The sequence below is a fragment of the Vibrio sp. 1751 genome, assembly GCF_033339895.1.
GTDB classification, from domain to species: Bacteria; Pseudomonadota; Gammaproteobacteria; order Enterobacterales; family Vibrionaceae; genus Vibrio; species Vibrio alginolyticus.
Genome location: NZ_JAWOVM010000034.1, coordinates 1 through 13,897 on the forward strand (window position 1 = coordinate 1; position 13,897 = coordinate 13,897).

General features: G+C 43.5%; 14 protein-coding genes. 7 read left to right on the forward strand and 7 right to left on the reverse strand.

Annotated features, from left to right (window positions below; translation table 11 throughout):
- Positions 1 to 804: 804 nt before the first annotated feature.
- From R7041_RS12520 to phaC, 4 genes are all read left to right on the forward strand, one after another.
- Positions 805 to 1,545, forward strand: coding sequence for an SDR family oxidoreductase (locus R7041_RS12520; RefSeq protein WP_005373555.1), 741 nt, complete (start codon positions 805 to 807; stop codon positions 1,543 to 1,545).
- A gap of 12 nt (positions 1,546 to 1,557) precedes the next feature.
- A complete protein-coding gene (locus R7041_RS12525) occupies positions 1,558 to 2,766 on the forward strand; it encodes an acetyl-CoA C-acetyltransferase (RefSeq protein ID WP_054574713.1) in 1,209 nt (402 codons plus the stop codon).
- 44 nt (positions 2,767 to 2,810) lie between these two features.
- Positions 2,811 to 3,158, forward strand: coding sequence for a phasin family protein (locus tag R7041_RS12530; protein ID WP_005373550.1), 348 nt, complete (start codon positions 2,811 to 2,813; stop codon positions 3,156 to 3,158).
- Between the two features lie 66 nt (positions 3,159 to 3,224).
- A complete protein-coding gene (gene phaC, locus R7041_RS12535; protein WP_017819891.1) occupies positions 3,225 to 5,000 on the forward strand; it encodes a class I poly(R)-hydroxyalkanoic acid synthase in 1,776 nt (591 codons plus the stop codon).
- 170 nt (positions 5,001 to 5,170) lie between these two features.
- Here the strand turns inward: phaC and R7041_RS12540 are convergent, their stop codons facing one another.
- From R7041_RS12540 to napF, 6 genes are all read right to left on the reverse strand, one after another.
- Complete coding sequence (locus R7041_RS12540; RefSeq protein ID WP_005373546.1) at positions 5,171 to 5,305, reverse strand: TIGR02808 family protein; 135 nt, start codon at positions 5,303 to 5,305, stop codon at positions 5,171 to 5,173.
- A gap of 11 nt (positions 5,306 to 5,316) precedes the next feature.
- The gene (locus tag R7041_RS12545; protein ID WP_005373542.1) at positions 5,317 to 5,895 is read right to left on the reverse strand and encodes a NapC/NirT family cytochrome c; all 579 of its coding nucleotides are present in this window, start codon (positions 5,893 to 5,895) and stop codon (positions 5,317 to 5,319) included.
- A gap of 28 nt (positions 5,896 to 5,923) precedes the next feature.
- Positions 5,924 to 6,379: a nitrate reductase cytochrome c-type subunit gene (locus R7041_RS12550; RefSeq protein ID WP_005389061.1), complete on the reverse strand. Its 456-nt coding sequence runs from the start codon at positions 6,377 to 6,379 to the stop codon at positions 5,924 to 5,926.
- 78 nt (positions 6,380 to 6,457) lie between these two features.
- Positions 6,458 to 8,947, reverse strand: a complete 2,490-nt coding sequence (gene napA, locus R7041_RS12555; protein WP_206949619.1) for a periplasmic nitrate reductase subunit alpha — start codon at positions 8,945 to 8,947, stop codon at positions 6,458 to 6,460.
- Positions 8,944 to 9,252, reverse strand: a complete 309-nt coding sequence (locus R7041_RS12560; protein ID WP_005373535.1) for a chaperone NapD — start codon at positions 9,250 to 9,252, stop codon at positions 8,944 to 8,946. The genes napA and R7041_RS12560 overlap by 4 nt, the downstream gene beginning before the upstream one ends.
- Positions 9,253 to 9,299: 47 nt before the next feature.
- Complete coding sequence (gene napF, locus R7041_RS12565; protein WP_080276949.1) at positions 9,300 to 9,785, reverse strand: ferredoxin-type protein NapF; 486 nt, start codon at positions 9,783 to 9,785, stop codon at positions 9,300 to 9,302.
- A 247-nt stretch (positions 9,786 to 10,032) separates the two neighbouring features.
- Between napF and narQ the strand changes: the two genes are divergently transcribed.
- Together narQ and R7041_RS12575 are read left to right on the forward strand one after the other, a co-directional pair.
- Positions 10,033 to 11,769: a nitrate/nitrite two-component system sensor histidine kinase NarQ gene (gene narQ / locus R7041_RS12570; RefSeq protein WP_025767926.1), complete on the forward strand. Its 1,737-nt coding sequence runs from the start codon at positions 10,033 to 10,035 to the stop codon at positions 11,767 to 11,769.
- A 4-nt stretch (positions 11,770 to 11,773) separates the two neighbouring features.
- Positions 11,774 to 12,388, forward strand: coding sequence for a response regulator (locus R7041_RS12575; RefSeq protein WP_031777156.1), 615 nt, complete (start codon positions 11,774 to 11,776; stop codon positions 12,386 to 12,388).
- 90 nt (positions 12,389 to 12,478) lie between these two features.
- On the opposite strand, the gene R7041_RS12580 is transcribed toward R7041_RS12575, so the two are convergent.
- Positions 12,479 to 12,652: a hypothetical protein gene (locus R7041_RS12580; RefSeq protein WP_005373524.1), complete on the reverse strand. Its 174-nt coding sequence runs from the start codon at positions 12,650 to 12,652 to the stop codon at positions 12,479 to 12,481.
- A gap of 261 nt (positions 12,653 to 12,913) precedes the next feature.
- On the opposite strand from R7041_RS12580, the gene R7041_RS12585 reads away from it, so the two are divergent.
- The gene (locus R7041_RS12585) at positions 12,914 to 13,777 is read left to right on the forward strand and encodes a DUF6279 family lipoprotein (protein ID WP_053349259.1); all 864 of its coding nucleotides are present in this window, start codon (positions 12,914 to 12,916) and stop codon (positions 13,775 to 13,777) included.
- Positions 13,778 to 13,897 lie beyond the last annotated feature (120 nt).

Below are 13,897 nucleotides of genomic sequence, written 5' to 3' on the forward strand. Positions count from 1 at the left end.
TGAAACTCAGTATATTGTATAAAAGTCGGTCAACTTTAGGAGGTTTGGTTTCTCGTCTGAATTACGCAACAAAGCCATTTAGTGATTAAAGAGAAGCCACAAAGATAGTGCAAAGTGGAAAAGGATGCTACTACAAAGCGAACGATTACTTTCACTAGTAGCTAGTTGATGTTCTTCGAATATATAAATTTAAAATGAAATTATATTTTAATCTATGCGTCATAATAGTGCGTATTGCACCAGTATGAGACAAGCTCTTATATCATTTTTAGATTAAATATATTTAATTTATTATATTTTATCGGTATTAATCATCACTGTATTAAAATAATCGAATTGATAACTAAATTATCATTAAATGCAGTAATTAAATGATATGTTTGATAATTATTTTTACTGATAATTGAATTATTATTCTAATCTCAAGTTTGTTGTAATCATATAGGCTTAAAATTCAGATCTTAAATCATGACATAATGTAACGTCTACCATTCTGTATGTAAGTGCATGATATTTAATAATTATGTTTCTATTTCTGTTGGTGTGGCTTTTGTGGAAGTGTGATTTAAAACAATGACTTATGTAAAATTAACCATTTTATAACATTTCACGGGTAATGAGATCTAAATCAATCTTATGCAATTGGGTGAGTTTTTTATTTGAAATGTAATATTTCTAGGTTAACTTAAAATAAAGGCAGCACGGGATTGGTTGTCAAAAGAATAAATAAACACGTCAGTTGGTGAACTATTTCATCAGTGTATTAAGTTTGCTTTTTAAATGCCGTTAAGAATGGAGTCTTCAATGAAGAAAGTCGCTTTGATCACTGGATCAAAAGGCGGAATTGGTTCTGCTATTTCCTCTCAATTAGTCAATGACGGTTACCGTGTAATCGCTACTTATTTCACAGGTAACTACGAATGTGCGCTGGAGTGGTTCAACAGCAAAGGGTTTACGAAAGATCAGGTTCGCCTTTTTGAGTTGGATGTAACAAACACGACAGAGTGTGCAGAGAAATTGGCGCAATTGCTTGGGGAGGAAGGAACCATTGATGTTGTTGTCAACAACGCAGGAATCACACGTGATGGCGTGTTTAAAAAGATGACTGCGCAAGCTTGGAATGATGTCATCAATACTAACCTCAATAGTTTATTCAACGTTACGCAACCCCTCTTTGCTGCAATGTGCGAAAAAGGCGGTGGTCGTGTCATCAATATCTCTTCAGTCAATGGTCTTAAAGGGCAGTTTGGTCAAGCAAACTACTCGGCGGCGAAAGCTGGGATGATCGGTTTCTCTAAAGCCTTAGCATACGAAGGTGCTCGCTCGGGTGTGACAGTTAATGTTATCGCTCCGGGTTACACGGGTACGCCAATGGTTGAGCAAATGAAGCCAGAAGTGCTGGAATCCATCACGAACCAAATTCCAATGAAACGTCTTGCGACACCAGAAGAAATTGCAGCATCAGTGAGCTTCTTGGTCAGCGATGCGGGCGCCTACATCACCGGAGAGACTTTGTCGGTGAACGGCGGCCTATACATGCACTAAGGAGAGAAGATGATGGAAAAAGTATTTATCGTAGCGGCGAAGCGTACTCCAATTGGTGCTTTTGGTGGCAGCCTGAAAAATACTTCTGCTGGCGATCTGGCAGCAGTAGCGATTAAAGGCGCGTTGGAAGCGGCAAAGTTGCCTGGCGACAAGGTTGACGAAGTGATTGTTGGCAACGTTGTTGGTGCAGGTCAAGGAATGGGTGTTGGCCGCCAAGCGGCACTGTTTGCGGGGGTTCCTGAATCTGTTCCTGCATATGGCGTAAACATGGTTTGCGGTAGTGGCATGAAAACGGTCATGGATGCCGTGTCCCATATCCGTAGTGGCGATGCTGAGATCGTTGTTGCAGCGGGTGTTGAAGTCATGTCGCAGATTCCGTTTGCTGCACCAAGCAGCATTCGTGATGGCAACAAAATGGGCAATCTGGAGCTAAAAGATCTGCTCGTAGCGGACGGTTTAACCGATGTTTACAACCAATATCACATGGGTGTGACGGCAGAAAACGTAGCAAAACAAATCGGCTTAACTCGCCAGCAGCAAGACGAATACGCGCTGTCTAGCCAACAGAAAGCGGTAGCCGCTATCGAAGCTGGCAAATTTCAAGACGAAATTGTGCCAGTGGAAGTAAAGCAACGCCGTGAAACCGTGATGTTTGATACGGATGAATACCCAAAAGCGAACGCGACAATGGAAGCCTTAAGCAAGCTACGTCCTGCTTTTGACCGCGAAGGCACTGTGACTGCGGGTAATGCATCAGGTATTAACGATGGCGCGAGTGCGATTATCGTTGCATCTGAAAGCGCAGTTAAAGCGCATGGATTAACGCCGCTTGCTGAGATCGTAAGCTATGCGCAATCGGGTCTTGATCCGAAGATCATGGGCCTAGGTCCTGTTGAGTCGGTCAATAAAGCACTCGAAAAAGCAGAACTCAGTGTACACGACATCGACGTTTACGAGTTAAACGAAGCATTTGCAGCGCAAGCACTTGGCGTGATTCATCAGTTGGCGGAAACAAACCAAGTTCCAGTTAACGCGATTCAAGATAAAGCGAACTTTAACGGTGGTGCTATCGCGCTAGGACACCCGCTTGGTGCTTCTGGCAACCGAATCTTAGTCACGCTGGTTCACGAGCTTCATAAGCAAAATGGTCAATATGGCGTTGCTTCACTTTGTGTGGGCGGCGGCATGGGCACGGCTGTGGTTGTAAAGACAGTTAAGTAATTATTTAAACGGACATTTTTAATTCTTTCTCTAGGAGACAAACCATGTACACAGATTTCTTCAAAACATTTAGCGATCAAACTGAAAAAAATCTAGAACCTTACTTGAAGTTCAACAAGCTAGTGACAAAAAACGTAGAAGTGTTGACCGAGCTTCAATTGAACGCCATTCGCACATACAGTGAAGTGGGTCTAAACCAGATGAAAGCAGCGACAGAAATCAAAGACGTAACGTCATTGACTGCTTTCAACAGTCAGCAACTAAGCGTACTTACTAAACTTTCTCAACAAATGATGGATGACAGCAACAAGCTTCAAGCGATTGCAAAAGAGTTCAAAGAAGACGTTGAGAAAATGACTTCGGAAAATCTAAAGACTGTTACTCCAGCGTAATTTGTCCGATTCTCGCCGCCCCTAGATTTGGGCGGCGTTGTTTTTTCCGAATATAGGAGTAAGACTATGTTTCAACACTTCTTTTCGGACTATCTTGTGAAGCTTCAGGAAACCAATCATCAGTGGTGGCATGATTTCGAAGTGAACAAGGCAGTCGTGAACTCTCCTTTAAACAAGGCCATGCAAGAAGTGAACTTTGAGGATACTGCCAAACTGTTCGAACAAGCTGCGAATCAGCCTGCTGCGATTTTAAAGCTGCAAGCACAGTGGTGGGAACAGCAGCTGCAAATTTGGCAGAATGTTGCATTGGCAGGGAACCAAGCACAAATCGTCGAAGCTGAAAAAGGGGATAAGCGTTTCTCAAACGAAGCGTGGCAAAATGAAGCCATGTATAGCTTCATCAAACAATCCTACCTTTTATTTAGTAAGACCTATCTGGACACCATCGAGTCTTTGGAAGGCTTAGATGAAAAGACGAAAGAACGTATTATTTTTTTCTCTCGCCAAGCCATTAACGCCCTTTCTCCTTCCAACTTCATCGCCACTAACCCAGAGCTTTTGAAGCTGACACTTGAGCAAAACGGTCAAAACTTACTGGCAGGCTTAGAGCAGTTGAAAGAAGACGTTGAGTCGAGCGCAGACATTTTAAAAATTCGTATGACGAATAACAATGCATTCCGCGTGGGCGATGACGTTGCGACGACACAGGGCAATGTGGTTTTTCAAAACGAATTGTTTGAGTTGATTCAATATCGACCTCTAACAGAGAAAGTGAATGCGACGCCGCTGCTCATCGTCCCACCTTTCATCAATAAATACTACATCCTTGATTTAACAGCAAAGAACTCAATGGTTCGATGGTTGTTAGAGCAGGGGCATAGTGTATTTATGATGTCTTGGCGCAATCCAGGCAAGGCACAAGCGCACATAGAGTTTGGTGACTACGTGACAGAAGGCGTAGTGAAAGCCGTCGCTGCAATTGAAGATATAACAGGACAAGAGCAAATCAATGCTGCTGGTTATTGTATCGGTGGTACTGTTTTAGCAAGCACGGTTGCCTACTACGCTGCAAAACGTATGAAGAAGCGCATTAAGTCTGCCACTTTCTTCACCACGTTGCTCGACTTCTCTCAACCAGGTGAAGTCGGCGCGTATATCAATGACACCATTGTTAGTGCAATTGAAGCGCAAAATAACGCAAAAGGGTATATGGACGGCCGTTCCTTAAGCGTGACGTTTAGTTTACTGCGTGAAAACAGCTTGTACTGGAACTACTACGTCGACAATTACTTGAAGGGTAACAGTCCGGTTGATTTCGACTTGTTGTACTGGAATAGCGATAGCACCAACGTCAGCGCTGCATCTCACAATTTCTTGCTTCGCGAGCTCTATTTAGAGAACAAGCTGGTGCAAGATAAAGGCGTCAAAATTGGTGGAGTATGGATTGATCTAAATAAGATCAAAATTCCTAGCTATTTTGTGTCAACGAAAGAAGACCACATTGCGTTATGGCAGGGAACTTACCGTGGTGCGCTGAACACGGGTGGTAACAAAACGTTTGTCCTCGGTGAATCTGGTCATATTGCGGGCATCGTGAACCCTCCAGCTAAAAATAAGTATGGTTATTGGTTGAACGATAATTTGGATGACTCTGCTGATGAGTGGTTGAATAACGCGGAACACAAAGAGGGATCGTGGTGGACACACTGGAACGAGTGGTTACTCCAATTCAACCCTAAAGAGCAAGTTGAGCCTTTCCCTATTGGCTCAGAAAACCATCCGGTTATTGATGAGGCGCCAGGACAATACGTCAAACAGGTTCTGCCAGTAAAAGAATCTTAAACGACTCCCTATAGCAGTAAATCTTAGCGGCCTTTATGGTCGCTTTTTTTATGTATGATTGCTTGTTTATTGTTGGCAAGTACCATTGATTAATAAATAAAAAGCGCCGAGCATTTGCTCGGCGCTCAGTGTCAACAAATAGGCTAGTTGACGAGTAGAGATGCGTTACGTTACACCTCTTTATCCTTACCAAATGACAGCAGCCAGAGAGAGATTGCTGCTACCGCCACAAAGCCGGAAAGAATAATCACTGGCATAGCACTGTAGCCAAGGATATGCCAAATTACAGATTCTAATGTACTCATGGTAAGTCTCCTTAGTGCCAGCCTTCAACGCCGCTCATGTCTGGTAGTTTGTGCGCAATACCTTTGTGACAGTCTACACATGTTTTCTCGCCTGAAGCTAGAGCGGTGGAGTGTTGTTCTGCCGCACGTGATCCTTGCTGAGAGTAATCCATGAAATCAAACTCATGACAGTTACGACATTCAAGAGAGTCATTCTTTTTCATACGTGCCCACTCTCGTTCTGCGAGGTGTCCACGACGCTCTTGGAACTTCTCTGGCGTATCGATCGTCTTCGTTACGAAGTGTGCAAATAGCTCTTTAGATGCCTGTACTTTACGAACGATCTTATCCGTCCATTCATGAGGAACGTGACAGTCTGAACAAATCGCACGAACACCAGAACGGTTGGAGTAGTGAATTGTTTCTTGAATTTCAGCAACGATCGGCGCGTGACAGCCAGAACAGAATTCTTCTGTGTTGGTTGCTTCCATACCTGTGTTGAATGCGCCCCAAAATAGAAGGCCACCAGCGAAGCCTAGAAATAAAACCACACCAGCGGCAGCTTTACTCGGGCTCGACAGTCTCTTCCAAAACGCTTTAAGTATTTTCATAAGTAACCTCTTAGTACTCGCGTTTCAATTACTGAAGCGAATCGACTGCCTTAAACTCGTTTTCCACTAGTGGTTTTGCATCCGTTTGTGGAACGTGACATTGCAAACAGAAGTAACGACGAGGAGACATATCTGCCAGTACCGCATCTTCTCTGTTTACATAGTGCGTTACGCTAATTTTAGTCGCACCTGACTCTTTTGCATTTTTCCAGCTATGGCATGCAAGACACTTGTTAGCATTTAACGAAATTTCGTAGTGACGAATGCTGTGTGGGATCAACGGTGGTTGATAAACATAGCTGTCTTCAACAATTTGATCTTTAGGGAAGTCTTTGAACTCGTCTGCTGGACGCGTATCTTCCAATTGAGACATTCCACGTAAAGATTCTAGACCTCCAATACCACCTGGATTATCCAACTCAGCTTGCGCAATGCCTGTCACTAACGCACCTACAGATAAAACTGCGACAAGTAATTTTTTCATCATTTCATCTCCGCCTTTATGGCTTAAATTCTTTATTAGGCCGCCATAATGACGGCCGTAGCATTCAGTATCTGAAGGTTAAGCAATCTTAGTGATTTTGACTGGGCACTTCTTAAAGTCTGTCTGTTTAGACAGTGGATCAGTCGCATCTAGGATAAGCTTGTTAATCAAAATACGTGCATCAAAGAACGGTACGAATACCAAACCTTTTGGCGGACGGTTACGACCGCGAGTTTCAACACGAACGCGTACTTCACCGCGTTTGTTTGCCATGAGTACTTCTTCACCACGACGAACATTGCGTGCTTTTGCGTCTTCTGGGTGCATGTAACACACTGCGTCTGGTACTGCTTTGTATAATTCAGGTACACGACGAGTCATGGTGCCTGTGTGCCAATGCTCAAGAACACGACCAGTACATAACCACATATCAAATTCATCGTTCGGTACTTCTGGTGGCGCTTCGTATGGCGCGGAAATGATCTTCGCTTTGCCATCAGCATTGCCGTAGAAATCCCAACCAGAACCTTCTTTCGCGTATGGGTCTGAACCTTCTTTAAAGCGCCACTGTGTTTCCTTACCATCAACAACAGGCCAACGTAGACCACGTACTTGGTGGTAGCGGTCGTATGGAGCCAAATCATGACCGTGACCACGGCCAAATGTTGCGTATTCCTCAAACAGACCTTTTTGAACATAGAAACCGAAGTGGTGAGCATCGTCATTCATTTCACGAGCTTCTTCGATAGGGAATTTGTCGACGTTACCATTGCGGTAAAGTACGTCGTACATTGTTTTACCACGGTATTGAGGCGCTTTCGCTAGAAGCTCTTCAGGCCACACTTCTTCCATTTTGAAGCGTTTCGAGAACTCCATTAGCTGCCACAGGTCGGATTTTGCTTGACCGACTGTGCCCACTTGTTGGTACCAAGCTTGGGTACGACGCTCTGCGTTACCGTAAGCACCTTCTTTTTCAATCCACATTGCGGTAGGAAGAATAAGGTCTGCTGCTTGTGCTGTTGCTGTCGGGTATGGGTCAGACACAACGATGAAGTTTTCTGGATTGCGGTAACCTGGAAGACGCTCTGTGTTGATGTTTGGACCGGCTTGCATGTTGTTGTTACATTGAACCCAGTAACAGTTCAGAACGCCGTCATTCAGCATACGGTCTTGCAATACGGCGTGGAAGCCAGGTTTTGGTGGAATCGTACCTTCTGGCAGTTTCCAGATGTCTTCTGCAATCTTACGGTGTTTAGGGTTAGCAACCACCATGTCCGCTGGTAGGCGGTGAGCAAACGTACCAACCTCACGAGCGGTACCACATGCTGATGGTTGGCCCGTTAGTGAGAATGGGCTGTTCCCCGGAGTCGAGATCTTACCGGTTAGTAGGTGGATGTTGTAAACCAAGTTATTCATCCATACACCACGAGTATGCTGGTTCATACCCATCGTCCATAGAGACATCACTTTCGTATTTGGATCCGCGTATTGCTTCGCAAGCTCGATAAGCTTCTCTTTCTCAACACCAGAGATTTCAGATGCTTTCTCTACTGTGTATGGCGCTACTGATTTCTTGTACTCTTCGAATGAGATAGAAGTGAGTTTGCCAGAGTTCGGGTTCTTCGCTGCTTTTTGTAGCGGATCATCGTCACGTAGACCGTAGCCGATGTCAGTGTCTGCTTGAGTGAAGTTCGTGTGTTTGTTCACGAAGTCCCAGTTTACTGCATCGTTTTCGATGATGTAGTTTGCGATGAAGTTAGCAATTGCAAGGTCAGACTGAGGATTGAAAATGTAGCCGTGGTCTGCCAACTCAAATGAACGATGGTAGTAAGTAGAAAGCACGTTCACTTTAACGTGAGGGTGGCTTAGGCGGCGGTCAGTAATGCGAGTCCATAGAACCGGGTGCATTTCTGCCATGTTTGAGCCCCAAAGAACGAAAGCGTCTGCGTTCTCGAAGTCATCGTAACAACCCATTGGCTCATCGATACCGAATGCGCGCATGAAACCTACAACGGCAGAAGCCATACAGTGACGAGCGTTTGGATCAATGTTGTTTGATCGGAAGCCTGCTTTCATTAACTTTGACGCAGCGTAGCCTTCCATTACTGTCCATTGGCCTGAGCCAAACATACCTACGCTTGTTGGGCCTTTTTTCTCGAGGGAAGCTTTCCATTTCTCAGCCATGATGTCGAAAGCGTCATCCCAAGAGATAGGTGTAAATTCACCATCTTTGTGGAATTTGCCATCTTTCATTCGTAGCATCGGTTGAGTTAGACGGTCTTGACCGTACATGATCTTAGAAAGGAAGTAACCTTTGATGCAGTTCAGACCTTTGTTTACTGGTGCTTCTGGGTCACCCTGTGTTGCTACCACTTTGCCGTTTTGAGTGCCAACAAGAACAGAACAGCCTGTACCACAGAAACGACAAGGTGCTTTGTCCCATGTGATTTTGGTTTGATCAGAGCTTGCAATCAGGTTGGCTGCAGATGCTGGTAGTGTCACACCTGCGACAGCAGCAGCTGATGCAGCCGCGTTTGCTTTCACAAACGCACGTCTTGTCATTTTCATACTTCACCCTCGATTTGGGAATGTTGTGTTCCAGTGTCTTCTTCATCCGTTTCTTCAAGCCCAGTTTCGATTTGGTGATAAACCAATACCGTGCTTAAGACGTTCGGTAAATTATTAATGGCATCGATAGTGTCTGTGATGAAACCTTGGTTCTCAGTTTCAAGTACGACGATAATCTTGCCTTCAGGACTGTCACCATAGATTTCCGCATTTTCGTGTGCTTCTATCTTTTGTTTGATTTCGTCCAAATGTTCCGGCAGCACATGTACTACCAAACTTGAAATATGCACTTCATTTAGTGACATATAGCTCTCTCATTTATTTTTATTGCCTTTGGCCGACGACATTCGGCTTAGGCTGTTATATTGCTCACATTGATGGATGAAGTCGGGCACACTGAAACACAGGCGCCGCAGCCGTTACACTCATCAAGGTCTAAATTGGGTTGTGCTACTTTCCCCAGTTCTAATTTGAACTGAATTGCCATCGGGTCGCACATATCCCCACAGCTTCGGCATTCGACATTTTGTTTTGCTAAGCAGTTATCGTTGATACTTGCTTTTGCTTGCCAAGGTTGTTCTGTTTCTGGCAAGAAAAGGGGCTCAGGACAGGCGTTTGCACATTGATAGCAAAATGTGCATTCATCGATGGAAAAATCGACCGAGGGGAATCCGCCATCACTTTTGGTTATAATCTTTGTTTCACAGGCCTCAATGCATTTACCGCAGCGAGTGCAATCGTCCGTAAACTGTTGCGGTTTAGTTAACCAAGGCAAACGTACGGCGTTGTCGGGGTGCGCTTTTCTTGCAAAGAGTCTTCTTCTGGAAAGGTCTACCACTTAGTCACCTCGAAACTTGGAACCCAAACTAAGCATAGTCCACAATTTTCATTAATAAACTGTCATTTAAACTAACGAAATTGTAGTTTTTGACATATTTGTATAAATACCTCTTAGGGGGTAAATGGTATGCAATATTGTTTTGGATCAATAAATTCCGTCGCAGGTGATCACATATTGATAAAGTTGAAAGGTAATGGGTTCATTGCACGTAAAAATAGGATTGTTAATGGGCGAGGAACTCAGATTGTTTAAAAATGTGAAAAAGTCGGTGACGCGCACGATTGCGTCCGCGATGCTTCTTATTTTGCTGCTCTCAGTCGCTACGACTGGTTTTGCAATTTTTACGTTAGCGTCCAGTTTGAACGATGCTGAAGCCGTCAATGTTGCTGGCTCGATGCGAATGCAAAGCTACCGTCTGGCGAATGATATTCAGGTTAAATCTGTTGACTATTCTTCACATATTGACGCATTTGAACATTCGATATATTCACCTTCAATGAAAGCGCTTCAGCATTGGTCTGTGCCAGAAGACATCACTCACGATTACTACCGTCTTATTATCAGATGGCATGAACTCAAGGCGGTGCTTAGAGGAGACAACCCGGCAGAATATCAACTCCTAGTGGCAGGTTTTGTTGAACAAATCGATGAGTTTGTATTTAAGCTGCAAAGCTTTTCGGAGCAAAAACTGATTAACTTAGCCTGGATCGGCGGGTTAGGGTTGGGTGGCATTCTTTGTGTCAGTATGTTTGTCGTTCATTTTGTGCGCCTCGAAGTTGTTCGGCCTCTGCGTGCTTTAGTTTTTGCTAGCGAGCAAATTAAAAATCGCTCATTTAATATATCGCTCAATGTATCCAGCGATAATGAAATGGGAATACTGACTCGAACCTTTAATCGGATGGCGACAGACCTTGGTAAGTTGTACCGAGGATTAGAACAAGCGGTTGATGAGAAAACACGTAAATTGCAGCATGCCAACCAGTCTTTAGAGGTGCTGTATGACTCGTCAAAAGAACTCACGGCGTCGCGTATTAATCAAGACAATTTCCAGGCGATTTTGCAGCATATCGTCAGTCTTGAGGGCATTAAAGCGGTCAAACTTGAAATCGAGCAGCTGGGAGAACCGAGCTGGATATTGATGGAAGGAGAAGAATGCTGCCAAGATTGTGATGAAGATTGCCACGGTAAAGCCCTGATGCTAGATGGTGAGCACTTGGGCTATTTATATTGGAAAGCAGGGTTACCTTGTCCGAACGAGGCTCTTATTGACAACTTCGTGCAGATTTTATCACGCGCCGTGTATTACAATCGGGCGCAGCGCCAAGCAGAACAAATTCTGCTGATGGAAGAGCGAGCCACTATTGCTCGGGAGTTGCATGATTCATTGGCTCAAGCACTCTCTTACTTAAAAATTCAGGTCGCTTTGTTGAAGAGAAGCGTAAAGAACTTGCCTGACGAAAAGGCGATCGCGCAGGCTAATCAAGTTATTGCCGAGCTAGATACGGGCTTATCTGCCGCTTATACGCAGTTACGCGAGTTACTGACGACGTTTCGTCTTACGATTAAAGAGGGCAGTTTTGGCCAAGCATTGCAAGACATGGTTGAAACGCTCAGTGAACAAACTGCTGCGGACATTACGCTAAAAAATAGACTTTCATCAACTGAACTGGATGCACATCAGCAGGTTCATTTACTACAGTTGATAAGAGAAGCGGCAATTAATGCTATCAAACATGCGCAAGCAGATAATATTCACATTCAATGTCTCGATAATGATGGAAAAGTCACAGTAACCGTTAGCGACGATGGAATAGGCTTTGAACATCAAGACGAAAAATTAAATCATTACGGTATGAGTATCATGCAAGAGCGGGCCGCTAGACTGCATGCCGATCTTCACATCGAAGCATCGATAAACAAAGGTTGTACCGTAAAATTAGAATTCCAACATAGTAAGGAAGTAAACAGTGACAGTGTGTAAAGTAATGCTGGTGGATGATCATCCACTCATGCGAAGAGGTATCCACCAGCTTTTAAGCTTTGAGCCTGAGTTTGAGGTTATTGCAGAAGCAAGTAATGGCGCGGATGCAGTAGCGAAAGCGCATGAGCTGGAACTGGATCTTGTACTTCTTGATCTTAATATGAAAGGCATGTCTGGCCTTGATACTTTGCAAGCACTGCGTGCAGATGGCTGTGAAGCCAGAATTGTCATTCTAACCGTTTCGGATAGCCCAGCAGATATAGAAGCAATAGTTCGAAGTGGTGCCGATGGCTATTTATTGAAAGACACTGAGCCCGATGAGTTGGTTGAGTTGCTAAAACAAGCGCACCAAGGGGACAAGGCATACAGCCAAGAAGTTTCTAAGTATTTGAGTGAACGTTCAGAGCAAGAGGACGTGTTTGATACACTGACCGATCGTGAATCGCAGATCTTAAGAGAGGTGGCAAGAGGTTTCCGCAACAAGCAAATTGCCGATCGTCTTTTTATCTCTGAGTCTACGGTTAAAGTACATATGAAGAGTTTACTTAAAAAGCTACAAGTTCCTTCTCGTACTGCAGCAACCGTCCTTTATCTTGAGCGCTTTGGCGACATCAAATAACATTGTTGGATTTGAATCTGTAATAATAAATAAAATCAACCAGTTATATTGATTCTGACGAATAAAAAAACCGCCTGTTAGGCGGTTTTTTTACTTGTCTGGGCGAATAGAGTACAAGTCACTGTTGTGCTTACCACACTCCAAATAGTACTGATAAGCCACTTTTTTGCTTTCAGCAATGACTCTCATGCAGTGCATTTTCCCCTGTTCAAAATATCGAATCTCATATTCTACACTGGTATCAAGTTGCTCAGCGGCTGCCATACTTCGCCTCCATAAACCATCCAAAAAACATCCATGCAAATTATATGCCGTTATAGGGAGCGTCGTTCGGTACGTTTTTTAGCCGATAATTGCGCTCTAACTCACTTTTTTGCGGATAGCTGTGATCAAAAAGTTAATTTCAAACTCTATATATTATTAAGGTGGCAATCAATATTTGTCACACTGGTGTAAGTTTGCCGCAATACTAAGTGATACAGGTTGAGTATAGAACTTAATCAACAGAAAAGGGAATACGAATAAGTGACTAAATTAAAGGATGTATCTAATAAGGCGCTTCGTTATGGCCTTCTATTTTGCTTCGTATTTCTGCTTGCCGGTTGTGCGAAAAAGTTTTTATACAGCAATATCGATTGGTTCGTGCTCGATTACTTAGAGGACTATGTCTCGTTGCAAGGGGAACAAGAAGTCCTGGTGGAAGAGCGCTTATTATTGTTGGCAGACTGGCACAAGAAAGAGGAGTTACCAATATATATCGAACATTTAAAAGACCTTGAGAGATTAAAAGCGAGCGATATCACCTTAAATTACTTACAACAAAATCGAGATAGAATGCGAGCGCATTACGATAGAGTGGTCAGCAAAGCAGCACCAGATCTTTTTGCGTTAAGTTTGCAATTAACGAAAGAGCAAGAACGCGAGTTTTTGAGTAATGTACAAGAACATTATCAAGAGCGAAACACAAAATATGCCGATAAGACAGAAGACGAAGTGCGTGAAATTATTCTGGATAACACTGAAGAGTGGATGGAAGAATGGCTGGGGAATCTATCAGGAAATCAGCGTCAACTAGCTCAAACATTTTCTCAGCAAGTTATTTTAAACAGCCCTTTATGGAGAGATTATCGAGCCACGGTATATCAAGAGCTCGAATACTTGTTCGACAACAAATCTAATGTTGTGACTTATCAAGATATATTTATGCGACTCTTGTTCGAGCCAGAGAGTTATTATAGTGAGCAGCTTTCTCTGAATATTGATTCTAACTTTGCATTGGTTGATCAACTGACATTAGATGTTTCTCGTTCGATGACCGATAAGCAATGGCGTCATTTTCGTGAAAAGGTTAAAGAGTGGCGAGTACTGGCTGAGGAACTTTTAGATTAAATTCATGCTTCAATGAGCGAAAGCAAAGCGCAAAAGCCTTTCTTATCAAAAAATGATTCAAAGCAAATTCTTATTGAGCTAAGAGCGTAACATAGCGTGAGGTTTGATGAGGCAACGTCA